A 22,154-nucleotide genomic window follows, 5' to 3' on the forward strand; every position below is an offset into this window, starting at 1 on the left:
AGGGCAAGGCCAGGTCTGTAAGTTTTCCATCCCAAAAGGTGTCCGTTAGTTCAACCGCTAAGAAGGGGGACGCGTTATGGATGAATACTCACCAAAAAGACATGATATCGCGCAGCTTAAATTTCTCTGCGAAACCTTGTATCATGACTGTCTTGCAAACCTTGAAGAAAGTAACCATGGTTGGGTTAACGACCCTACCTCGGCCATCAATCTGCAGCTTAATGAACTCATTGAGCATATAGCAACCTTCGCACTTAATTACAAAATTAAGTATAATGAAGACAATAAGCTCATTGAGCAGATAGATGAATATCTGGACGACACCTTTATGTTGTTCAGTAGTTATGGTATTAATATGCAGGATCTCCAAAAATGGCGGAAGTCAGGAAACCGACTGTTCCGTTGTTTTGTGAATGCCACTAAAGAGAATCCTGCGAGTTTATCTTGTTAGAATTATTACAACCATGGGTAGAAGTATGTCCGATAAACCTTTAACGAAAACCGATTATTTGATGCGTCTGCGTCGTTGCCAGACAATTGACACGCTTGAGCGTGTTATCGAGAAAAATAAATACGAATTATCAGATAATGAACTGGCGGTATTTTACTCAGCCGCAGATCACCGCCTCGCAGAATTGACCATGAATAAACTGTACGACAAGATCCCCTCCTCTGTATGGAAATTTATTCGGTAATTAAATAGTAGACATTCGGAGATGTAACCGGCTGTTTATTAACATTATTATATTATTCGCAATGAAAGTATATTGCATGTGACCTTCATCACACTCGGGAAACGGGAACGTTCTCTTAACTGGCTTTTCGCATTACCGTGTTGCCGCATTTTCAGCAACAAGAGGTCAGTAATGAGCACAGAAAAAGAAAAGATGATTGCTGGTGAGTTGTATCGCTCGGCAGATGAGGAGTTATCTCGCGATCGCCTGCGCGCTCGTCAGCTTATTCACCAATACAATCATTCCGCACCGGAAGAACAAACATTACGCCAGAAAATTCTCACCGATTTATTCGGTCAGGTAGCAGATGCTTATATTGAGCCCTCTTTTCGCTGCGACTATGGCTATAACATTTTTTTGGGCAAAGGATTTTACGCCAACTTCGATTGTGTGATGCTCGATGTCTGCCCAATTCGTATCGGTGATAATTGCATGTTGGCGCCAGGTGTTCACATTTATACCGCTACGCACCCTGTCGACCCGGTAGAGCGTAATAGTGGCGCTGAACTAGGGAAACCTGTGACTATCGGTAATAACGTCTGGATTGGCGGACGTGCTGTCATCAACCCTGGTGTAACTATTGGCGATAACGTCGTGGTGGCCTCTGGTGCCGTCGTCACAAAAGATGTTCCGGCTAACGTTGTCGTGGGCGGTAACCCGGCCACTGTCATTAAAAAACTGTAACCATAGTTGCAACTGTTATGCAAAATTGTGGTTAATCTGTTACTTTCATCATATGATTCCCACGTTAAAATAGGGTGTTCCCTGAAAAGTTGCAGATACCACAAAGGCAAAAGATGACTGAAATACAACGCCTGCTGACCGAAACAATTGATGCACTGAATGCGCACGAAAAACGCGATAACAAACCTCGCTTTAGTATCAGTTTTATCCGTAAACATCCAGGGCTGTTTATCGGCATGTATGTCGCTTTTTTTGCCACTCTGGCGGTGATGTTACAGTCTGAAACGCTGGTTGGTTCAGTCTGGCTCCTGGTGGTATTGTTCATCCTTCTTAACGGTTTCTTCTTTTTTGACGTTTATCCGCGTTACCATTATGAAGATATCGACGTTCTGGACTTCCGGGTTTGCTACAACGGCGAATGGTACAATACACGCTTTGTTCCAACTGCATTGGTCGACGCTATTCTGAACTCGCCGCGTGTCGCGAACATCCACAAAGAACAGCTGCAGAAAATGATCGCTCGTAAAGGTGAGTTGTCCTTTTACGATATTTTCACTCTCGCCCGCACCGAAGCGACAACATAAGTTGTATCGCCCTCACCAGGCGTAAACATCCGCGCCTGGTGAATTGCCAACAATCGTTGCCACAACTCATTTCACCAAACTCCCTCGCATCACTTATCTTTTGCATGCCCTTATTCGCTATCGGATATACTTTCCCTACACTGCGTAAATAAGGACATGCTGGTGAGAACACGACATCTGGTCAGCCTAATTTCAGGAGTACTGATCCTTTCCGTTCTTCTGCCTGTGGGCTTAAGCATCTGGCTGGCTCATCAACAAGTAGAAACGTCATTTATTGAAGAGCTGCATACCTACTCATCCCGCGTCGCTATTCGTGCCAACAAAGTGGCGTCGCAAGGGAAAGATGCACTACAAAAACTGGAAAAATGGCAAGGCGCAGCCTGTAGCGAGGCTCATCTAATGGAAATGCGCCGGGTGTCTTATAGTTATCGCTATATTCAGGAAGTGGTCTATGTCGATAACAACGTTCCTCAGTGCTCTTCTCTGGAACATGAAAGTCCACCAGATACCTTCCCCGAGCCAGGTAAAATATCGAACGATGGTTATCGGGTATGGTTAACCTCACACAACGATTTAGGTATTACCCGCTACATGGTCGCTATGGGAACTGCACATTACATAGTGATGATTGACCCCGCCTCATTTATAGATGTGATTCCTTATAGCTCGTGGCAAATTGATGCCGCGATTATTGGCAACGCGCATAACATTATCATTACCAGCAGTGACGAAATAGCCCAGGGAATTATTACCCAGCTACAAAAAACACCGGGTGAACACATCGAAAAGAATGGAATCATTTACAATATCCAGCCTCTCCCTGAGATGAACATTTCCATCATCACCTGGGCTTCGACAAAAACGTTACAAAAAGGTTGGTATCGGCAGGTCATTATCTGGTTGCCTGTCGGATTGTTAATTGGCCTACTGGCAGCAATGTTCGTCCTGCGGATTTTACGCCGTATCCAGTCACCGCATCATCGCCTGCAGGATGCTATCGAAAACCGCGATATTTGCGTGCACTATCAGCCTATTATCTCCTTATCGAATGGTAAGATTGTCGGAGCTGAAGCGCTGGCGCGCTGGCCGCAGACAGACGGTAGCTGGTTGTCACCGGATAGTTTTATCCCGCTGGCGCAACAAACTGGCCTGTCAGAATCTCTGACTCTGCTTATTATCAAAACGGTCTTTGAAGATATGGGTGACTGGCTGCGTCAGCATCCGCAGCAGCATATTTCGATCAATTTTGAATCCACCGTGCTCACCTCGGAAAAAATCCCGCAATTGCTGCGTGAAATGATCAATCACTACCAGGTCAACCCCAGACAGATCGCCCTTGAACTGACTGAACGCGAGTTTGCCGATCCCAAAATCAGCGCCCCGGTAATTTCCCGATATCGACAGGTTGGTCATGAAATTTATCTTGATGATTTTGGTACCTGTTATTCGAGCTTAAGCTATTTGCAGGATCTGGACGTCGATATTCTGAAAATCGATAAATCCTTCGTTGATGCGCTGGAATATAAAAATGTCACACCGCATATCATCGAAATGGCCAAAACGCTAAAACTTAAAATGGTGGCGGAAGGGATTGAAACCAGCAAACAGGAAGAGTGGCTACGCCAGCATGGCGTGCATTACGGCCAGGGGTGGTTGTACAGCAAAGCATTACCGAAAGAGGAGTTTATACGCTGGGCAGAACGCCATCTGTGAATTTTGGGGCTGGCGGCACGCCGCACAGCCCGTCACGTTACTCGTCAATGATTGACTCGAACCCACCGTAAATCATTCGTTTACCATCAAACGGCATGGACTCACCAAACTCTTTCATCCGTGGGTCCGACATCATCTTCTGATTGGCAGCGTCGCGGACCTCTTTTGAAGGGTATTCAATCCAGCTAAAAACCACTTCCTCATTCTCTTCCGCTTTGACCGCCATGCGAAAATCGGTCACTTTGCCATTCGGTACATCGCTGGCCCAGCATTCAACAATGCGCAGGGCGCCAAACTCTTTAAACAGCGGCGCGGCCTTTGCGGCCATTTCCCGATAGGCATCCTTTTTGTCGGCAGGAACAGCAACCACAAAACCATCAACATACTTCATCAGACATACCTCCGAAGCGTACTGCGCAGCCAGAAAATTCTTGCGGCATCAGTCGTGGTTAAAGTTTAGCCACATTGGAATTTTTTGACGAAACGGTGGGAGGCAGAAATGGGTGGGGGCCCTGCCAGCTACATCCCGGCACACGCGTCATCTGCCTTGGCTGCTTCCTTCCGGACCTGACCTGGTAAACAGAGTAGCGTTGCGGGAGAACCAACAGAGCCCCCATTGAGAGCGTTGAGAACCAACGCGCAGGCGCATTATCACTGCTGCCCCTGCTAATTGCAACCCATTGCGTACCAGATGCTGGTTTCTTGCGCAATGCGGCTTCACTCGGGCGTTTTTCCAGATTATGCTGAAAAATTATCTCAGGAAGAAAAGATGGAAAAAGAAGATTCATTTCCCCAACGCGTGTGGCAAATCGTAGCCGCTATTCCCGAAGGGTATGTCACTACTTATGGCGATGTCGCGAAACTGGCAGGATCGCCCCGTGCCGCACGCCAGGTTGGCGGTGTGTTAAAGCGCCTGCCCGAAGGCAGCACTTTGCCCTGGCATCGGGTGGTTAATCGCCACGGCACAATCTCATTAACCGGACCAGATTTACAGCGCCAGCGCCAGGCATTGCTGGCAGAAGGTGTGATGGTATCGGGAAGCGGGAAAATCGACTTGCAGCGTTATCGCTGGAACTACTAACCCCTCTCCAGATGGAAAGGGGTTAGTAACGCTTAGTATTGCGTAGGGGCAGGAACTGCCGAAGATGGATTCACCTGGGTCGGTGAAGTCGATGGTACGGTAGTTGTTGCGCCACCACTGGCCTGGACAGGCACGGCGGTTTGCTGAACCGGAACCAATGTCAGGTCGGCTTTAGTTCCCCCCTGGTTGATCACCGGCTGAACGGTATCGGTAATAAACACCAATTTGTCGTTTACGGTAATCGCCGCACTCAACAGAATACGCGCGTTCGGCTGAACGTCTGCCGGGTTAAATGGCAGAACAAAGCTGAATGGTGACTGTTTACCTTCGGTACGCACCGCTTTTTGCGCCAGTACTTTAGACGGCGCATCGGCTAACGACGCGTCAGAAAGTGTCACGGTCAGCACAGCATCAGGCGGCAGTGCGACTTTCTGACGGATCCAGACCGTACCGGAGACATTCGGTTGCTGGATAGCAGGTTGTTGTGTTGCTGAAATAGACGTATTTGCAGCCGGTGCTGGCGTCTGAATATCCGCGCTTTTATCTGCGCAAGCCGCCAACGCAATCGCAACCGCTAAACCACTGGCCATGTGCACGAGTTTCATTTACTTCTCCTTATTATCAATGCACCAGCGGGCTAACTTTCCTCGCCGGAAGAGTGGTTAACAAAATCGTAACGTTAATAAGTGTGGCACAAATCACGTATTTACGCCTGCATTTAGCCCGTAATTCAGACCATTGCACCCATCGGACCAGTGACAAAATTGCGTTATACTCAACTCACTTTGGCTTGCTGCGGCAGCTTTGTTACTGGAGAGTTAATATGAGTCAGGCCTTAAAAAATTTACTGACATTGTTGAATCTGGAAAAAATTGAGGAAGGACTCTTTCGCGGCCAGAGTGAAGATTTAGGTTTACGCCAGGTGTTTGGCGGTCAGGTCGTGGGTCAGGCCCTGTATGCCGCAAAGGAGACAGTACCCGAAGAGCGTCTGGTGCATTCATTCCACAGCTACTTTCTTCGCCCTGGTGATAGCAAGAAGCCGATTATTTATGATGTCGAAACACTGCGCGACGGCAACAGTTTCAGTGCTCGTCGTGTGGCAGCGATTCAGAACGGCAAACCCATTTTTTATATGACAGCGTCTTTCCAGGCGCCAGAAGCTGGATTCGAACACCAAAAAGAGATGCCTCCGGCCCCAGCGCCTGATGGTTTACCTTCGGAAACACAGATCGCCCAGTCGCTGGCGCACCTGCTGCCGCCAGTGCTGAAAGATAAATTCATCTGCGATCGTCCGCTGGAAGTCCGCCCGGTAGAGTTTCATAACCCACTGAAAGGCCACGTCGCCGCGCCGCATCGTCAGGTGTGGATCCGCGCACATGGTAGCGTGCCGGATGATCTGCGTGTTCATCAACATCTGCTGGGGTACGCTTCCGATCTTAACTTCCTCCCGGTCGCCTTACAGCCGCACGGCATTGGTTTTCTCGAACCAGGAATTCAGATAGCGACCATCGACCATTCGATGTGGTTCCATCGGCCATTTAATTTGAATGAATGGCTGCTGTATAGCGTGGAGAGCACCTCGGCGTCCAGCGCACGCGGCTTTGTGCGCGGTGAGTTTTATACCCAGGACGGCGTGCTGGTTGCCTCGACCGTTCAGGAAGGGGTAATGCGTAATCACAATTAAAAAAATAGCCGGAGGTGAAAACCGTCCGGCTGTTTTTTACAGTGCTGGTTACGCGTTATAGGCATTCTCGCCATGGCTGTTGACGTCCAGCCCTTCGCGCTCCTGCTCTTCTGGCACACGCAAACCAACTGTCAGATCCGCCAGTTTGTAGCCGATAAATGCCACAACACCAGACCAGACGATAGTAATGGCGATACTTTCCAGCTGTACCAGCAACTGATGGCCCATCGTCACACCTTCAGCGAAGCCCACGCCGCCCAGCGAACTGGCGGCAAAAATCCCGGTCATGATACAGCCGACAATGCCACAAACGCCGTGTACACCGAAGACATCGCAGGGATCATCCACCCGCAGCAAGCGTTTGAGCATGGTAACGCCCCACAAGCCCGCCAGACCAGCTACCACGCCGATAATCAACGCGCCGCCAACACCAATGTAGCCACACGCTGGCGTCACGCCGACCAGACCGGCAATCGCGCCAGAACACGCTCCCAGCAGTGAAGGCTTACCACGCAGCGCCCATTCACCGAAGATCCAGCCAAGAATTGCCGCCGCCGTTGCGACCACAGTATTCACAAATGCCAGCGCCGCGATTTCATTCGCCGTGCCCGCTGACCCAGCGTTAAAGCCAAACCAACCGATATAGAGAATGGCAGTCCCGGTAAAGACCATCGGCAGATTGTGCGGTTTAAATGCCTCTTTGCCGAAGCCCACGCGTTTGCCTATCAGATACGCGCCCACCAGACCGGCGATTGCGGCGTTAATGTGCACCACCGTGCCACCCGCGAAATCCAGCGCACCGTGAGAAGCCAGCAAACCGCCGCCCCACACCATATGCGCAATCGGAATGTAGGAGAGCGTCAGCCATACCACCACGAAAATCAACACAGCTGAGAAGCGGATTCGTTCCGCCAGCGCCCCGACGATCAAGCCCACAGTAATGCAGGCAAACGATCCCTGAAACGCCACGTGGATGTACTGATAAATGCTGCCCATGACTGCGGTCAGTTCGATGTTTTTCAGCATCAACCAGTTAATGTTACCGAAGAAGTTGTTGCCCTCGCCAAACGCCAGCGAGTAGCCGTAAACCACCCAGAGAATACAGACCAGCGCAAAGGTTACGGTCACCTGCGTCAGCATTGACAGCACGTTTTTGCCGCGAATCAACCCACCGTAAAACAGGGCAATCCCCGGAACAGTCATAAACAGCACCAGCGCAGTACAAATCATCATAAACGCATTGTCGGCTTTATCGGCTACCGCAGGTGCAGCCATTACCAGTCCCGGCAGCATCGCCAGTGAAGCAAGCCCAGTTTTTATCGTCGCTATCTTCATTTTTCGTTCCTGTTGCTGTGTGCCAGAGATTACAGCGCCGCTTCGTCGGCTTCGCCGGTACGAATACGAATGACGCGTTGCAATTCAGCGACGAAGATTTTGCCGTCGCCAATTTTTCCGGTGTAAGCCGCCTTACTGACGATATCGATCACTTCATCGAGTTGGTCATCAGCAATCGCCACATCAATTTTTACTTTTGGCAGGAAATTGACGCTGTATTCCGCGCCCCGGTACAGCTCGGCATGCCCTTTCTGACGCCCGAAACCTTTCACTTCGGTGACGGTCAGGCCCTGAATACCAATGGAAGATAACGCTTCACGAACGTCTTCCAGCTTGAATGGTTTGATTATCACGGTCACCAGCTTCATAGATCCCCTCCGGTCAGAATTCGGTAATGGTTCTGCTACACGAAGAAGGTATTGCAAGCGGTGTGCCAGAAATGAAAAACGAAGGGTGATGCAGAGATGATGACGACGTTCAAAGTGTGCTCGGGCAGTCCCCTCGCCCCTTTGGGGAGAGGGTTAGGGTGAGGGGAACAGATTTACACCGAGGTGAACGATTACCCTCACCCCGGCCCTCTCCCTGAAAGGGAGAGGGGGAAAAGCGTAATGAGTCTGTTTGTATGCTATATCACGCACTATAACAGTGCACAGTGCGTTACATTTTTGCACCAACGATGAAATTTTGCGCGAATCAGGCGCTCAGGGATTCCTCTTCACGCACGCTGGCAGCCAGCTCTTCACCCGCAAGTTGCAGTTGATACATCTGCCAGTAGCGACCCTGGGCGGCCAGCAGTTGCTGGTGAGTCCCCTGCTCCACTGCCTGCCCACGATGAAGCACCAGAATAGAGTCTGCATCGACAATGGTCGATAAGCGGTGAGCAATCACCACAAGCGTAGTGTGTTCACGCACCGCCGCCAGTGCGTGTTGAATTGCCTGTTCAGTACCGGAATCAATACTGGCGGTGGCTTCGTCAAGGATCAATATTTGCGGTGTTTCCACCAGCACGCGTGCGAGGGCCAGTAATTGCTTTTGCCCGACCGAGAGATTATTCCCCTGCTCGCCAAGCGGCGTATAAATACCGTCGCTCATGCTACGCGCAAGTTCCGCCAGCTGTACCGTTTCCAGGGCCTGCCAGACGCGCTCTTCGGAAATATCACGCCCCAGCGTCACGTTGGCAAGGAAGGTATCCGCCAGCACCACCGGATCTTGCTGCACCATTGCCACGCCCTGACGCAGCGCGCTATGACTGAGCGAACTTAACGGACGACCATCAAGGCGAATCTCACCTTCCGTTAGCGGGTAATAGCCCATCAATAAACTGGCGAGGGTGCTTTTGCCACTGCCGGTATGCCCGACCAGCGCCACAAAATTGCGCGAAGGCACAAAGAGATTAATGTTCTTTAGCACCAGATTGTTATCGCGATAAGCAAATGACACGTTATCGACTTCGATGGTGCCGCTCTGTAACGGGCGATCATCATTGCCATATTGCTGGCGCGGTCCGTCCATCAGCTCAAACACGCGCTCACCAGCAACAACAGCCTGTTGCAGCATCGCCTGTTGCGTGGTCAGTTCGATTAAGGGTTCGTTAAGTCGCCCAAGATAGCTGATAAACGCATACAACACGCCCACTTCAATAGTGCCGCTGGCGGAGAAGCCAAACAGCATCAGCAAGCCACAAAGAATGAGCGATGAAAACAGACTAAGCAGTGGCCGCAGTAAAAAGCCGTCCAGCCGTAGCGTTTGCATTCGCGCCATATAGTGTGAACGGCTGGCTTCGCCCATACGTTCGCCAAATCGCGCCTGCTGGCGGAATTGCTGGATAACGCTCATGCCGTTAATAACTTCGTTAAAGCCGTCGTTGATATCCGCCAGATAGGCGCGTACACGGCGGACAATCGGCGTACTGTAACGCTGATATATCACCATCACCACCAGCACGACAGGGAATATCATTATCGCTACCAGCGCCATTCGCCAGTCGAGACTGAACATCGCTACCAGCATCGCCCCTATCAGAGCGGCACTACGTAAAACGGTCGCGACCACGGTAACGTAGAGATCGCGGATCACTTCAGTATCATTAGTAACGCGGGAAATGACCTGCCCGACCGGCTGAGTATCAAACTCACTCAACGGTTGGCGCAGTGCGGCGTCCATCACATCGGTACGTAACTGTTGTACCACGCCTACTGCCGCCCGGTTGAACAACAGCGACTGCGCGTAATGCAGCCCGGCGGCAAACAGTTGCAGCCCGACATATGCCGCCGCCAGCCCGACAACCATTTTCAGCGGCAGATTATTTTTCGCCACCATATTGTCGATAAAGTAACTGACGAGCAGCGGGCAGCTCACTTCTGCCGCCGCGGCCACCCACATCATCAACACGGCAATACCCAGCGGTTTACGCCACGGCGAACCGTAAGCTAACAGGCGCTTCAGAGTCGGCCAGAGTTGGCTAAAACTACGCATCAACAGCCTCCTCGTGATTTTCCGGAGCATCGTTGAGCGCCGCCTCCAGTTGTTGATAACGATACATATCCCGATACCAGCCGCTTTGCTGCGCCAGCACATCATGATCGCCACGCTGGGCAATATGCCCATGCTGCATCACAATAATTTCGCTCGCTTCGGTCAGGGCAGAAAGGCGATGGGCGCTGATAATCACCGTTCTCCCCTGCCCCCACTGGCGCAGGTTATGTAGAATCTGGTGTTCCGTGCGACCATCTACCGCCGATAGCGCATCGTCAAGAATGAGGATTTCCGCATTCACCAGCAATGCCCTGGCAATGGAGATTCGCTGTTTTTGTCCACCGGAAAGCATTACGCCACGCTCGCCCACTTCCGTATCGTAACCTTGCGGCAGACGAAGAATATCTTCATGCACGCTGGCTAAACGCGCGACGTGTTCAATCTCTTGCTGGGTGGCATTTGGACAACCCAGCGCGATGTTATTAGCAACCGTGTCAGAAAAAAGGAACGGTGTCTGGCTAACTACCGCCAGGCGGCTACGCCAGCTATCGAGCTGCAACTGCGTCAAAGGAATATCATGAAAACGGATATCACCCTCGCTGACGTCGAAATGACGCTGAATGAGCGACAACAGGGTACTTTTGCCGGAACCGGTCGGCCCGCAAATACCCAGCATCTGACCGGGTTTCAGGGCGAAATTGACGTTTTCCAGCGCAGGATGATGAGTTTGAGGATACGTAAACTGACGAATATTCACATCCAGTTCACCACGACCTTCTGGCACCTTATCACTACCATCAATAACGACTGGCGCTTCGGCCAGCATGGTTCGAATTCGGCTATACGCCGCGCTACCGCGCTCCACAATATTAAACATCCACGCCAGCGCCAGCATCGGCCAAATCATCAAACCAAGGTACATCATAAAACTGGTGAGCTGGCCCAACGTTAAGCTGCCCTGCACAACCATCCAACTACCACCACCAATCGCCAGTAAATTCGCCATGCCAATGGCGATATAAATGGTCGGGTCGAAACGAGCATCAATGCGCGCTACTCGCATGTTTTTCTTGCCGGTGTCTTCGGCATCTGCTGCGAACAGTGCAGACTGGCGATCCTCCAGACCAAAGGATTTAATCATGCGAATACTGGTCAGACTCTCCTGGGTACGATCGTTAAGGCTCGAAAAGGCGGCCTGCGCCAGCTTAAAGCGTTCATGCAACGCGTCGCCATTACGTTTAATCATGATTGCCATCACTGGCATCGGCAACAGCGCAATTAAAGTTAACTGCCAGCTAATCTGCGTTGACATCATTATCAACACTGCGCAACCCATCACCAACGAATCCACCAGCGTTAGCACTCCTTCACCGGCAGCAAATACCACACGATCGACGTCATTTGTCGCACGGGCCATAAGGTCGCCCGTACGATGACGCAGATAAAACTCTAGATGCTGGCGGCTTAGCTGGCGGTAATAATCTTCACGTAGTTCAACAGCCAGTTGATAAGACGCGCCGAACAGCAGTACGCGCCAGACGTAGCGCAGGAGATAAACCACGACGGCAATCAGCACCATGGTGGCGATCCACATCAGGATCTGCCCGGTAGTAAAGTGTTTTTCTGTCACGCCATCGACAACAATACCAACGACTTTTGGCGGGATCAGTTGCAGCATCGCAATAATGACAAGCAAGGCGACAGCCCCGAGATAGCGACGCCATTCCCGGCGGAAATACCAGCTTAGTTGAGCAAATAATCGCACGCGTTATGTCCTGACCTGATCCTGGATAATTATTCGATAGGCAACGAAGTGGTGTACTTAATCTGTTCCATCGCGAAGCTGGAAGTGACGTCCGAAAGCCCCGGCACACTGTTAACCAGACGCTTATAAAACTCATCGTAGCGCTTCATATCAGCAACCTGGACCCGCATCAGATAATCGTATTCACCGGCCATGCGCCAAAAACCGAGAACTTCCGGCATTTCCGTGACGACCGTAACAAAGCGACAGTACCATTCACTGCTGTGATGTTGCGTTTTAATCAGCACAAAAGCAGTCAGACCCAGGCCAATTTTTTCCGGATCCAGCAACGCGACTTTGCCGATAAGAATACCGTCATCTTCCAACCGTTTCAGACGCTTCCAGCAAGGCGTGGTTGTCAGATTAACGGCTTCTGCCAGTGCCTGCAAAGAAAGGGTGCAATCCTGCTGTAATAAGGCCAGCAACTTACGGTCAATTTTATCTAACATAGCCAATCCACAGAGAATTATTTTCTCTTTTGATTCTATTTTAAAGGCCAAATAGCGACAATTTATTCCGTGCGATTTCACAGAGAATGCACAAAATGACAAATTCGAGGCAAAAAAAACCGGGCAGTTGCCCGGTGCTGGAAGGGATCTCGTTATTCGGGGGAATAAGGTAGATGTGGATTATCCAGCCAGTGCGTCAAAAAGTGAGAGACAGCCTGATTACGGCAGTGTCCAATCACCGGTAAATGAGGGAGTTCCGCGCGCAATTGCGGCATCGCATTACCCATAATGAAGCCCTTACCGACGCGGCCTAACATTTCGCGATCATTCATCGCATCACCAAAGGCCATACAGTCACGCAGCGAAAAACCTAAATGTTGGGTCAGTACCGTCAATGCCGCGCCTTTATTACACCCCACCGGCAGCACTTCCAGGCAATCAGTCGCGGAAAAACACAAATGTGCACGCTCGCCTAAAGCTTCGTGTAGCTGGATCTGCAAGCGCGTAAGATCGTCGTGATCGCCACAGAAACAGATCTTGGTAACGCGATCGAGTGGCATTTTTTTAACATCGATTATCTGATAACGAAAACCGCTATAGACAAATGCCTGCAATAACGCCGGGATCTCTTTCCCGGTAAACCAACCATCGTCATTAAAAATATGCATGCTGGCTCGGGTATCCCATTGCTGGTACAGAACCAGTTCCGCTACATCCGCAGGTAAATCATCACGATGTAAAAGTTCGCCTTCCAGAGAGTGCACACGCGTACCGTTACCGGTAATTAAATACGCATCCAGCGATAGCGCCCCGAGAATATGCTGCATCTCCAACGCATGACGCCCCGTAGCAAATGTAAGGGTAATATCGCGTTCACGCAGGCGCGCCAGAGTAGAGAGCGTTTTCTCACCTAAACGATGGTCAGGCATCAATAAAGTGCCGTCCATATCAAATGCTGCCAGACGAGCCATTTCTTTCCCCACTCTGTGACAAGGTTAATGGTGATTGAGTATCACTTGATATATACGGAAGTAATAGTGAATAGATAAAAAATATTGTTCCGGGTTTATATGCGACTGCTTAATCGTCTTAACCAATATCAACGTTTGTGGCAACCTTCTGCCGGAGCACCACAATCCGTTACCGTCAGCGAACTGGCCGAACGCTGTTTTTGCAGCGAACGCCATGTACGCACATTGTTACGTCAGGCGCAGGAGGCGGGATGGCTTGAGTGGCAGGCACAATCCGGACGCGGAAAACGCGGGCAACTGCGCTTTCTGGTGACGCCGGAATCGCTGCGCAATACGATGATGGAACAGGCGCTGGAAAGTGGAAAACAACAGGATGTGCTGGAACTCGCGCAGCTAGCGCCTGGCGAACTGCGTACCATGTTACAACCATTTATGGGCGGGCAATGGCAAAACGATACCCCGACGTTGCGTATTCCTTACTATCGCCCGCTCGAACCACTGCAACCTGGTTTTTTAGCCGGTCGTGCCGAACAGCATCTCGCCGGGCAAATTTTTTCCGGCCTGACCCGTTTCGACAATAACTCCCAGCGCCCAATTGGCGATTTAGCGCATCACTGGGAAACGTCTGCTGACGGGTTACGCTGGGACTTTTATCTTCGCTCAACCCTACACTGGCATAACGGTGATGCAGTAAAAGCGACACAACTGCATCAACGCTTGCTGATGTTGCTACAGTTGCCTGCTCTGAGGCAGTTATTTATTAGCGTGCAGCGTATTGAAGTCACCCATTCGCAGTGTCTGACATTCTTTTTAAATCGCCCCGATTACTGGCTTGCACACCGGCTGGCGAGCTATTGCTGCCATCTGGCACATCCGCAATTCCCACTGGTAGGAACCGGACCTTTCCGCTTAACACAATTCACACCGGAACTGGTGCGACTCGAAAGTCATGATTATTACCATTTACGTCATCCGCTACTAAAAGCGGTGGAGTACTGGATAACCCCACCACTTTTTGAAAAAGATTTGGGTACCAGTTGTCGGCATCCCGTCCAAATCACCATCGGCAAACCAGAGGAGTTGCCACGGGTCAGTCAGGTCAGTAGCGGCATCAGTTTAGGTTTTTGCTATTTAACGTTGCGCAAAAGCCCCCGACTGACGCTCTGGCAGGCTCGAAAAGTGATCACCATTATTCATCAATCCGGCTTACTACAAACGTTGGAAGTCGGAGAAAACCTGATCACCGCCAGTAATGCATTGCTTCCAGGCTGGACCATTCCACAATGGCAAGTTCCGGAGGAAGTCAAACTACCTGAAACGCTGACGCTGGTTTATCACCTACCCGTGGAACTTCACGCCATGGCAGAACAGCTACGAACGACGCTGGCAGAAGAAGGTTGCGAGCTAAAGATTGTTTTTCATAACGCGAAAAACTGGGACGGTGCCACGCCACTGGATCAAGCAGACCTCATGATGGGCGACAGATTAATTGGCGAAGCACCGGAATATACCCTTGAACAGTGGCTGCGCTGCGATCCGCTGTGGCCGCATGTTTTTACTGCCAGTACATACGCACATCTGCAATCAACGCTGGATGCCGTGCAAGTAATGCCTGATGAGGAAAACCGATTTAATGCTCTGAAAACGGTGTTTAGCCAGTTAATGGCAGACGCAACGCTGACACCACTGTTCAACTATCACTATCGCATTAGCGCGCCGCCCGGAGTAAACGGTGTGCGACTGACACCGCGCGGCTGGTTTGAATTTACCGAAGCCTGGCTACCCGCGCCGTCGCAATGAATAGCTGGTCCGGGTTAATCGCAGGCGTTACCATAACTCTTTTATTGTTCAAGCAGGATTATCTATGAAACGTGCTGTCGTTGTGTTCAGTGGAGGCCAGGATTCCACCACCTGTCTGGTGCAGGCATTACAACAATATGATGAAGTCCATTGCGTGACGTTCGATTACGGTCAGCGCCATCGCGCAGAAATCGACGTCGCACGCGATCTGGCGCTGAAACTGGGTGCACGCGCGCATAAGGTGCTGGATGTCACCCTGCTTAATGAACTGGCAGTCAGCAGTCTGACGCGTGACAGCATTCCAGTGCCAGATTATGAACCTGAAGCCGATGGCATCCCTAATACGTTTGTCCCTGGGCGTAATATTTTGTTTCTGACGCTGGCGGCGATTTACGCGTATCAGGTGAAAGCAGAAGCGGTGATTACCGGGGTCTGCGAAACAGACTTCTCCGGTTACCCGGATTGCCGCGATGAATTTGTGAAAGCATTGAACCATGCCGTTAGTCTGGGCATGGCGAAAGAGATTCGTTTTGAAACGCCGCTGATGTGGATTGATAAAGCGGAAACCTGGGCGCTGGCAGATTATTACGGCAAACTGGATGTAGTCCGTAACGAAACGCTGACCTGCTATAACGGCATTAAAGGCGACGGTTGCGGTCAATGTGCGGCATGTAATTTACGCGCCAACGGTTTGAATCATTATCTGGCCGATAAACCGACGGTGATGGCAGCGATGAAGCAGAAGACCGGGTTGAAGTAATTACTCGGGATGTTGCCGGATGCGGCATGAGCATCCGGCACAACAAAACGTTTACTTAACCATCTGCTCCAGCTTTTCGCGCAGCTCCCCTTCCAGCGCTAAAGCCTTCTGCGTTTTGAGATCGATACAAACAAACGTAATGAGCGCGTCGGCTACCACCTGCCCTTCCGGCTCAAGAGTGATGACCTGACTTAAAATGCCGCTCTTTCCATTTAATTGCTGCAACTGACTGGTGATAGTTAACAGGTCGCTCAATACTGCCGGACGGCGATAGTTAATATTGATATTCACCACCACGAAAGCGATGTTATGGGCGGTCATCCACTGAAAACTGTCGCTGTTTTCCAGCCCATCCCAGCGGGCTTCTTCGAGAAACTCAAGGTAGCGGGCGTTGTTAACGTGCTGGTAAACATCAAGATGATATCCACGAACCTTAATTTGTGTTTGCATAGCGCAATAACCTTACGTTGTTGTTATAAGAACTGTTATAAGTATAGAGGTCATAACTGGTATGACCTCTTCAGTCTGGCAAAAAATTGCCACTATGCAAATTAATTACAGGGTTATTACCGCCATATTACGTTCCACCAGCGAATTGCCCATCCCTGGCACCTGTTTTAAATCCTCCACTGTTTTAAACGGGCCGTACTCTTCCCGATAACTGACAATCGCCTGCGCTTTCTTCAGGCCAACGCCATTCATCGCGCGGGCTAACTCTTCCGCGCTGGCATTATTGATGCTGACCCTGGTGCCTTCTTCATCGCTGGCTTTCGCCGGTAGTGCCGCTTTGCTTTGTGCTGCAGGTGCTTCCGCTTTGGTTTCTACCGCCGCCGGTTTCGCCGCAGGAGTCGCCGCCAGCGCGCTATGAGACATTCCGGCACAGGCCAGGGACAGGGTAATGAGCAGTGCTTTGATTCCGTGTTTCATACTGTTTTCTCCTTGTTTGTTAACAGTGGAATCACCTTAACGGTAGTGAAAACAGTAAACAAATGGCAATGTTCAGAAATGGAAAAGGCCGCGAAAGCGACCTTTTCTTGTTACAGCTGCAAAGCATTTTTTTGCGAGGCGGCTTCAGGATTATTGCTGTTCCAGCGCATCACCAATTTTGATTTTCGCCTCTTTACGCAGGTTACTCATCAGAGCTTCAAAGACGATTTGTGCGTTGTTTTGAGTAATACCCTGCACCATCGCTTTTTTCTGCTCTTCCGGCATTGAACCTTGTTTCACTTCGTCCAGCGCCAGCAGAACCACATTGCCCTGCATATCGGTCGCCATACCATAGCTCGGTTTGTCTTTCGCTGGCAGTGGCAGTGCAAACGCTGCCTGGCTAATCGGATCACGACCGGAACGGCTTAAGGTTTTCGGTTCGCCAAATTTCAGACCGGCAGCCTGTAAAGCTTCAGCACCTTTGCCCGCTTTCAGAGCGACCAGCAGTTTTTCAGCATCCACTTTCGCTTGTTGTTCAGCTTTGTTGTGCTGAACCATCGCTTTAACCTGTTCCTGAACATCTGCCAGCGGTTTAACCGCTTCCGGTTTATGCTCGCTGATGCGCAGAACGAATGCACGATCGCCGTCTACGGTGATGATGTCAGAGTTGATGCCCGGAGCGCCGTTTTCACCAATCAGACCGCCGTTAAAGATAGCGTCTGCAACCGGCTTGAAGTTTAACTCTTCCGGCAGCTTATCTTTGCTGAACCAGCCAGTCTGAGTAGCTTTAACGCCCGCAGCCTGCTCTGCACCAGCCAGAGATTCAGTGTCGTTGCTTGCTGCATCGCTTATTTTCTGTTGCAGTGCGTAGTATGCATCCAGCGCTTTTTCGTGTTTCACTTTCGCTGCGATGTCGTCACGAACTTCGTCTAACGACTTCACTTTTGCTGGCTGAATGTCATCCAGACGGACAATCAGGAAACCTACCGAGGATTTGATCACACCAGAAAGCTGGCCTTTTTCTTTCAGACCGGCATTTTTCAGTTCGTCTGGGGTGGTGGAGTCTTCTAACCAACCCATATCACCGCCGTTACGGGCAGAGATAATATCAGCAGATTTTTCTTTTGCTAACGCGGCAAAATCACCGCCTTTGTTCAGCGCATCAAGTACGGCTTTCGCTTCATCTTCAGTTTTTGTCTGGATGATGCTGTAGCGCGTGCGCTGCGGCTGGGTGAATTGATCCTGATGCTGATCGTAGTAGCTCTGGATATCCGCATCGCTAACCGGTTGCTGCATCGTAGCGGCATCCAGCTTAATGTAGCTCACGCGGAACTGTTCCGGAGTCATGAAATTGTTTTTGTTTTGCTCGTAGTAGCTGGCGATTTCTGGTTCGGTCACAGCTTGCTTAGCCGCCAGCGCGTTAACTTCGATAGTCGCTTCACGCACTACACGTTGTTGAGCGACCAGCGCGGCCAGTTCGTCAGTTTCACCTTTCAGCATAAAGTCGGTGCCGGCAACGCCATTAATCAGCTGTTGGGTGGTAAGCTGGTTACGCAGCGCCTGCGCGTACTGATCGGCACTCATTCCCATTCGGTTGAGGATATCGTTGTAGCGGCTGTTATCGAACTTGCCGTCAACCTGGAAAGCCGGGGTCGCGAAAATCGCCTGCTTAACCTGCTCATCGCTGATACCCAGTTTCAGTTCACGAGCATACTGATCCAGCAGAGCCTCGTCGATAAGACGATTCAGCACCTGTTGACGCAGGGTTTTCATATAGCCTTCGTTCGCCGCCAGCTCGGAGTATTGATCGCCCAGCTGTTGCTGCATGCGATTACGCTCGCTGTTGAAGGCGTTCTCGAACTGCCCACGGCTGATTTCCTGGTCATTCACTTTTGCGGCGTAGTTATTGCCTCCGCCAATCAGGTAACCACTCACGCCGGTCAATATGAACGACACGATAATGATACCGAAAATAATCTTGAGCACGAGACTGTTTGCAGCCGTGCGTAAGCTGTCCATCATGGTGTAACAACACTCCGCTGTAGATGACTGTATACCTCACGCAACTTATCGCTGCGCGCAAAGGCCTATTGTGACAAGAAACGGGGGCAATTGTCAGCCCACAATGCGCAGAAAGTCACGGAATACAAATAAAAAAGGCACATCAGTAGATGCGCCCTTGAACTTCGTCACATCCCCAATGGGGACAACACTTAGTTTACCGCGTCTTTCAGTGCTTTACCTGCACGGAAGCTCGGTACTTTAGCTGCAGCGATGGTGATCTCTTTACCGGTCTGCGGGTTGCGACCAGTACGGGCAGCACGCTCTTTAACGGCAAAAGTACCAAAACCTACCAGTGCTACATCATCCCCTTCTTTCAGGGATTCAGTTACGGAAGCAATAATAGCATCTAACGCACGGCCAGCCGCAGCTTTAGAGATATCAGCCCCTGCAGCAATCTTGTCAATCAATTGAGATTTATTCACTCTTCTCTTCCTCTTTATAATTTATCTCGCACTTGAATCCTTCAAGGTGCGAACGCGCAGCAGTTATATCAGGCCAGCCATCCCCTTACAACACCCCTTAATAAGGGCAAGCCTAATCCGCCCTCTAACTTAACGAGACAAAAAAAGGCTGGCAAGTCCGAATTTACCTGCCAGCCCTTTTTTTATTAGTGCATTTTGCGCGAGGTCACTATTTTTCGGTTACAACCTGCATGCCAGACGGTTCATTTTGCAACGCGAGAGTCAGAACTTCCTCAATTCTTTTCACCGGATGGATGTCCAGATCGGCAATCACGTTGTCTGGAATCTCTTCCAGATCGCGTTTATTTTCGTACGGAATTAACACAGTTTTAATTCCACCACGATGCGCCGCCAGCAGTTTTTCTTTCAAACCGCCGATTGGTAACACTTGACCACGCAAGGTTATCTCCCCCGTCATCGCCACATCGGCGCGAACCGGGTTACCGGTCAGGCAAGAAACCAGCGCAGTGCACATGGCAATACCGGCGCTCGGACCATCTTTCGGCGTCGCACCTTCCGGTACGTGCACGTGGATGTCGCGTTTTTCGTAAAAATCTGGATTGATCCCCAGTTTTTCCGCACGCGCGCGAACCACCGTTAACGCCGCCTGAATGGACTCCTGCATCACTTCGCCCAGCGAACCGGTATAAGTGAGTTTACCTTTACCTGGTACACACGCAGTTTCGATGGTCAGCAAGTCGCCACCGACTTCTGTCCACGCCAGACCCGTTACCTGACCGACGCGGTTTTCGTTATCCGCGCGACCATAGTCGAAACGCTGTACGCCGAGGTAATCATGCAGGTTATCACCGTTAATTTCGATATGTTTTAATGACTTATCGAGAAGTAACTGCTTAACCGCTTTACGGCACAGTTTGGAGATTTCACGCTCCAGACCACGCACGCCGGCCTCACGGGTGTAGTAACGAATAATGCCGATAATGGCGCTATCGTCGACGGTCAGCTCACCTTTTTTCAGCGCATTACGTTCAATCTGCTTCGGCAGCAAGTGACGTTTGGCGATGTTCAGTTTTTCATCTTCGGTGTAACCAGACAGACGAATCACTTCCATACGATCCAGCAACGGCGCCGGAATATTCATGGAGTTCGACGTCGCGACAAACATCACGTCGCTCAGGTCGTAATCCACTTCCAGGTAATGGTCGCTGAATGCCACGTTCTGCTCTGGATCCAACACTTCAAGCAGAGCAGAAGCCGGATCGCCACGCATGTCAGAAGACATTTTGTCGATTTCATCGAGCAGGAACAGCGGGTTCTTAACGCCCACTTTCGCCATTTTCTGGATCAATTTACCCGGCATTGAACCGATGTAAGTACGACGGTGACCGCGGATTTCCGCTTCATCACGCACGCCGCCCAGCGCCATACGGACATATTTACGCCCGGTAGCTTTGGCGATGGACTGACCCAGGGAAGTTTTACCTACCCCCGGCGGCCCTACCAGGCAGAGGATCGGCCCCTTGATTTTGTTTACACGGCTCTGAACCGCAAGATACTCAAGGATGCGATCTTTCACGCGCTCCAGACCGTAATGGTCGGTATCGAGGATCTCTTGCGCCTGACGCAGGTCTTTTTTGACCTTGCTACGCGCATTCCACGGCACCTGAACCATCCAGTCGATATAACCACGCACCACGGTTGCTTCAGCCGACATTGGAGACATCATTTTCAGCTTCTGCAGTTCTGCTTCTGCTTTTTCTTTTGCCTCTTTCGGCATTTTCGCCGCATCGATTTTACGCTTCAGGGCTTCGTTTTCGTCCGGCGCGTCGTCCATTTCGCCGAGTTCTTTCTGAATAGCTTTCATTTGCTCGTTCAGATAGTACTCACGCTGGGATTTCTCCATCTGCTTTTTCACGCGGTTACGAATACGTTTCTCAACCTGCAGCAGATCGATTTCCGATTCCATCATCGCCATCAGATATTCCAGACGCTCGTTAACGTCGGACATCTCAAGAACGGACTGTTTGTCAGCCAGTTTCAGCGGCATATGCGCGGCAATGGTATCAGCCAGACGCGCAGGATCGTCGATGCTGTTAAGCGACGTCAGCACTTCTGGTGGGATTTTCTTATTCAGCTTGATGTAGCCTTCGAACTGACTGATTGCAGTACGCACCAGCACTTCCTGTTCCCGCTCCTCAATGGTCGGCGATTCCAGATACTCCGCCTTCGCAGAAAAGTGTTCGCCATTGTCAGAGAGCGCAGAAATACGCGCGCGCTGTAACCCCTCGACCAGCACTTTGACGGTGCCGTCAGGCAGCTTCAGCATCTGCAATATAGAGGCCACGGTCCCGACGGTGAAAAGATCGTTTACACCCGGCTCATCCGTTGAAGCTTCTTTCTGCGCGACCAGCATAATTTTTTTATCATGGTCCATCGCCGCTTCCAGACAACGGATAGATTTTTCCCGCCCGACAAATAAGGGGATGACCATGTGCGGATAAACCACCACATCGCGCAGCGGCAATACGGGGATTTCAATGCGTTCAGAACGCTCAGGATTCATAGAGCTCTCTCTTAGTTTAATTTCCGCCAGGTAATCAGATGACACGACTGTGCTTCACGCCATCTATTAACATGTACGTCAGTATATGGGGATGTTTCCCCCAC

The 22,154-nt window shown here is 50.7% G+C and carries 22 protein-coding genes and 1 other RNA gene; 9 read left to right on the forward strand and 14 right to left on the reverse strand.

The genetic code is table 11. The features are described from left to right. Window positions 1-76 precede the first annotated feature (76 nt). From tomB to D9742_RS17725, 5 genes are all read left to right on the forward strand, one after another. Window positions 77-451 carry an Hha toxicity modulator TomB gene (tomB, locus tag D9742_RS17705; protein ID WP_000344800.1) on the forward strand — a complete coding sequence of 125 codons (375 nt, stop codon included), beginning with the start codon at window positions 77-79 and terminating at the stop codon, window positions 449-451. 25 nt (window positions 452-476) lie between these two features. Further along, window positions 477-695: an HHA domain-containing protein gene (locus tag D9742_RS17710; RefSeq protein ID WP_001280991.1), complete on the forward strand. Its 219-nt coding sequence runs from the start codon at window positions 477-479 to the stop codon at window positions 693-695. Between the two features lie 171 nt (window positions 696-866). After that, the gene (gene maa, locus D9742_RS17715; RefSeq protein WP_130237739.1) at window positions 867-1,418 is read left to right on the forward strand and encodes a maltose O-acetyltransferase; all 552 of its coding nucleotides are present in this window, start codon (window positions 867-869) and stop codon (window positions 1,416-1,418) included. 113 nt (window positions 1,419-1,531) lie between these two features. Further along, on the forward strand, window positions 1,532-2,002 hold the full coding sequence (locus tag D9742_RS17720) for a YlaC family protein (RefSeq protein WP_130237740.1): 471 nt from the start codon (window positions 1,532-1,534) through the stop codon (window positions 2,000-2,002). 162 nt (window positions 2,003-2,164) lie between these two features. Then, entirely contained in the window at window positions 2,165-3,715 is a 1,551-nt protein-coding gene (locus tag D9742_RS17725) for an EAL domain-containing protein (protein WP_130237741.1), read from the forward strand. A gap of 37 nt (window positions 3,716-3,752) precedes the next feature. Here D9742_RS17725 and D9742_RS17730 read toward each other — a convergent pair whose 3' ends face one another. Both D9742_RS17730 and ffs read right to left on the reverse strand, forming a co-directional pair. Continuing rightward, window positions 3,753-4,106, reverse strand: a complete 354-nt coding sequence (locus D9742_RS17730; protein ID WP_064529090.1) for a DUF1428 domain-containing protein — start codon at window positions 4,104-4,106, stop codon at window positions 3,753-3,755. Between the two features lie 119 nt (window positions 4,107-4,225). Next, window positions 4,226-4,322, reverse strand: an RNA gene (ffs, locus tag D9742_RS17735) — signal recognition particle sRNA small type. A 162-nt stretch (window positions 4,323-4,484) separates the two neighbouring features. Between ffs and D9742_RS17740 the strand changes: the two genes are divergently transcribed. Next, window positions 4,485-4,796, forward strand: a complete 312-nt coding sequence (locus tag D9742_RS17740; protein WP_032223285.1) for an MGMT family protein — start codon at window positions 4,485-4,487, stop codon at window positions 4,794-4,796. 32 nt (window positions 4,797-4,828) lie between these two features. On the opposite strand, the gene D9742_RS17745 is transcribed toward D9742_RS17740, so the two are convergent. Further along, window positions 4,829-5,401, reverse strand: a complete 573-nt coding sequence (locus D9742_RS17745) for a YbaY family lipoprotein (protein WP_000779831.1) — start codon at window positions 5,399-5,401, stop codon at window positions 4,829-4,831. Between the two features lie 218 nt (window positions 5,402-5,619). On the opposite strand from D9742_RS17745, the gene tesB reads away from it, so the two are divergent. Further along, window positions 5,620-6,480 carry an acyl-CoA thioesterase II gene (gene tesB / locus D9742_RS17750; RefSeq protein ID WP_130237743.1) on the forward strand — a complete coding sequence of 287 codons (861 nt, stop codon included), beginning with the start codon at window positions 5,620-5,622 and terminating at the stop codon, window positions 6,478-6,480. A 48-nt stretch (window positions 6,481-6,528) separates the two neighbouring features. Here the strand turns inward: tesB and amtB are convergent, their stop codons facing one another. From amtB to cof, 6 genes are all read right to left on the reverse strand, one after another. Next, on the reverse strand, window positions 6,529-7,815 hold the full coding sequence (gene amtB, locus D9742_RS17755; protein ID WP_130215471.1) for an ammonium transporter AmtB: 1,287 nt from the start codon (window positions 7,813-7,815) through the stop codon (window positions 6,529-6,531). A 29-nt stretch (window positions 7,816-7,844) separates the two neighbouring features. Further along, complete coding sequence (gene glnK / locus D9742_RS17760) at window positions 7,845-8,183, reverse strand: P-II family nitrogen regulator (RefSeq protein WP_000780338.1); 339 nt, start codon at window positions 8,181-8,183, stop codon at window positions 7,845-7,847. Between the two features lie 325 nt (window positions 8,184-8,508). Beyond that, window positions 8,509-10,290, reverse strand: a complete 1,782-nt coding sequence (locus D9742_RS17765; RefSeq protein ID WP_130237744.1) for a SmdB family multidrug efflux ABC transporter permease/ATP-binding protein — start codon at window positions 10,288-10,290, stop codon at window positions 8,509-8,511. Next, window positions 10,283-12,055, reverse strand: a complete 1,773-nt coding sequence (locus D9742_RS17770) for a SmdA family multidrug ABC transporter permease/ATP-binding protein (protein WP_130237745.1) — start codon at window positions 12,053-12,055, stop codon at window positions 10,283-10,285. The genes D9742_RS17765 and D9742_RS17770 overlap by 8 nt, the downstream gene beginning before the upstream one ends. 29 nt (window positions 12,056-12,084) lie before the next feature. Then, complete coding sequence (gene decR, locus D9742_RS17775) at window positions 12,085-12,543, reverse strand: DNA-binding transcriptional regulator DecR (protein ID WP_000884589.1); 459 nt, start codon at window positions 12,541-12,543, stop codon at window positions 12,085-12,087. 152 nt (window positions 12,544-12,695) lie between these two features. After that, window positions 12,696-13,514 carry an HMP-PP phosphatase gene (gene cof, locus D9742_RS17780; RefSeq protein ID WP_130237746.1) on the reverse strand — a complete coding sequence of 273 codons (819 nt, stop codon included), beginning with the start codon at window positions 13,512-13,514 and terminating at the stop codon, window positions 12,696-12,698. 99 nt (window positions 13,515-13,613) lie between these two features. Here cof and D9742_RS17785 point away from each other — a divergent pair, with 99 nt between their 5' ends. Together D9742_RS17785 and queC are read left to right on the forward strand one after the other, a co-directional pair. Beyond that, entirely contained in the window at window positions 13,614-15,314 is a 1,701-nt protein-coding gene (locus D9742_RS17785) for an SgrR family transcriptional regulator (protein WP_130237747.1), read from the forward strand. A 64-nt stretch (window positions 15,315-15,378) separates the two neighbouring features. Beyond that, window positions 15,379-16,074 carry a 7-cyano-7-deazaguanine synthase QueC gene (gene queC, locus D9742_RS17790; RefSeq protein WP_130237748.1) on the forward strand — a complete coding sequence of 232 codons (696 nt, stop codon included), beginning with the start codon at window positions 15,379-15,381 and terminating at the stop codon, window positions 16,072-16,074. Between the two features lie 51 nt (window positions 16,075-16,125). Here queC and fadM read toward each other — a convergent pair whose 3' ends face one another. From fadM to lon, 5 genes are all read right to left on the reverse strand, one after another. Continuing rightward, the gene (gene fadM / locus D9742_RS17795; protein ID WP_001194534.1) at window positions 16,126-16,524 is read right to left on the reverse strand and encodes a long-chain acyl-CoA thioesterase FadM; all 399 of its coding nucleotides are present in this window, start codon (window positions 16,522-16,524) and stop codon (window positions 16,126-16,128) included. A 105-nt stretch (window positions 16,525-16,629) separates the two neighbouring features. Continuing rightward, window positions 16,630-17,001 carry a helix-hairpin-helix domain-containing protein gene (locus tag D9742_RS17800; RefSeq protein WP_130237749.1) on the reverse strand — a complete coding sequence of 124 codons (372 nt, stop codon included), beginning with the start codon at window positions 16,999-17,001 and terminating at the stop codon, window positions 16,630-16,632. A 150-nt stretch (window positions 17,002-17,151) separates the two neighbouring features. Continuing rightward, complete coding sequence (ppiD, locus tag D9742_RS17805) at window positions 17,152-19,023, reverse strand: peptidylprolyl isomerase (RefSeq protein ID WP_130237750.1); 1,872 nt, start codon at window positions 19,021-19,023, stop codon at window positions 17,152-17,154. A 191-nt stretch (window positions 19,024-19,214) separates the two neighbouring features. Continuing rightward, on the reverse strand, window positions 19,215-19,505 hold the full coding sequence (gene hupB / locus D9742_RS17810) for a nucleoid-associated protein HU-beta (RefSeq protein ID WP_254892905.1): 291 nt from the start codon (window positions 19,503-19,505) through the stop codon (window positions 19,215-19,217). A gap of 190 nt (window positions 19,506-19,695) precedes the next feature. After that, entirely contained in the window at window positions 19,696-22,050 is a 2,355-nt protein-coding gene (lon, locus tag D9742_RS17815; protein ID WP_130237751.1) for an endopeptidase La, read from the reverse strand. Window positions 22,051-22,154: the final 104 nt, after the last annotated feature.

It is taken from the genome of Escherichia sp. E1V33 (genome assembly GCF_004211955.1).
Taxonomy (GTDB): domain Bacteria; phylum Pseudomonadota; class Gammaproteobacteria; order Enterobacterales; family Enterobacteriaceae; genus Escherichia.

Excerpts from the sequence above, each read along its gene's own strand:
- D9742_RS17730 (WP_064529090.1), bottom strand. The coding sequence starts at position 4,106 with ATGAAGTATGTTGATGGTTTTGTGGTTGCTGTTCCTGCCGACAAAAAG.
- ppiD (WP_130237750.1), bottom strand. The coding sequence starts at position 19,023 with ATGATGGACAGCTTACGCACGGCTGCAAACAGTCTCGTGCTCAAGATT.
- glnK (WP_000780338.1), bottom strand. The coding sequence starts at position 8,183 with ATGAAGCTGGTGACCGTGATAATCAAACCATTCAAGCTGGAAGACGTT.
- lon (WP_130237751.1), bottom strand. The coding sequence starts at position 22,050 with ATGAATCCTGAGCGTTCTGAACGCATTGAAATCCCCGTATTGCCGCTG.
- queC (WP_130237748.1), top strand. The coding sequence starts at position 15,379 with ATGAAACGTGCTGTCGTTGTGTTCAGTGGAGGCCAGGATTCCACCACC.
- cof (WP_130237746.1), bottom strand. The coding sequence starts at position 13,514 with ATGGCTCGTCTGGCAGCATTTGATATGGACGGCACTTTATTGATGCCT.
- D9742_RS17710 (WP_001280991.1), top strand. The coding sequence starts at position 477 with ATGTCCGATAAACCTTTAACGAAAACCGATTATTTGATGCGTCTGCGT.
- fadM (WP_001194534.1), bottom strand. The coding sequence starts at position 16,524 with ATGCAAACACAAATTAAGGTTCGTGGATATCATCTTGATGTTTACCAG.
- amtB (WP_130215471.1), bottom strand. The coding sequence starts at position 7,815 with ATGAAGATAGCGACGATAAAAACTGGGCTTGCTTCACTGGCGATGCTG.
- decR (WP_000884589.1), bottom strand. The coding sequence starts at position 12,543 with ATGTTAGATAAAATTGACCGTAAGTTGCTGGCCTTATTACAGCAGGAT.
- tesB (WP_130237743.1), top strand. The coding sequence starts at position 5,620 with ATGAGTCAGGCCTTAAAAAATTTACTGACATTGTTGAATCTGGAAAAA.
- D9742_RS17800 (WP_130237749.1), bottom strand. The coding sequence starts at position 17,001 with ATGAAACACGGAATCAAAGCACTGCTCATTACCCTGTCCCTGGCCTGT.
- D9742_RS17740 (WP_032223285.1), top strand. The coding sequence starts at position 4,485 with ATGGAAAAAGAAGATTCATTTCCCCAACGCGTGTGGCAAATCGTAGCC.
- D9742_RS17765 (WP_130237744.1), bottom strand. The coding sequence starts at position 10,290 with ATGCGTAGTTTTAGCCAACTCTGGCCGACTCTGAAGCGCCTGTTAGCT.
- tomB (WP_000344800.1), top strand. The coding sequence starts at position 77 with ATGGATGAATACTCACCAAAAAGACATGATATCGCGCAGCTTAAATTT.
- maa (WP_130237739.1), top strand. The coding sequence starts at position 867 with ATGAGCACAGAAAAAGAAAAGATGATTGCTGGTGAGTTGTATCGCTCG.
- D9742_RS17720 (WP_130237740.1), top strand. The coding sequence starts at position 1,532 with ATGACTGAAATACAACGCCTGCTGACCGAAACAATTGATGCACTGAAT.
- D9742_RS17745 (WP_000779831.1), bottom strand. The coding sequence starts at position 5,401 with ATGAAACTCGTGCACATGGCCAGTGGTTTAGCGGTTGCGATTGCGTTG.
- D9742_RS17785 (WP_130237747.1), top strand. The coding sequence starts at position 13,614 with ATGCGACTGCTTAATCGTCTTAACCAATATCAACGTTTGTGGCAACCT.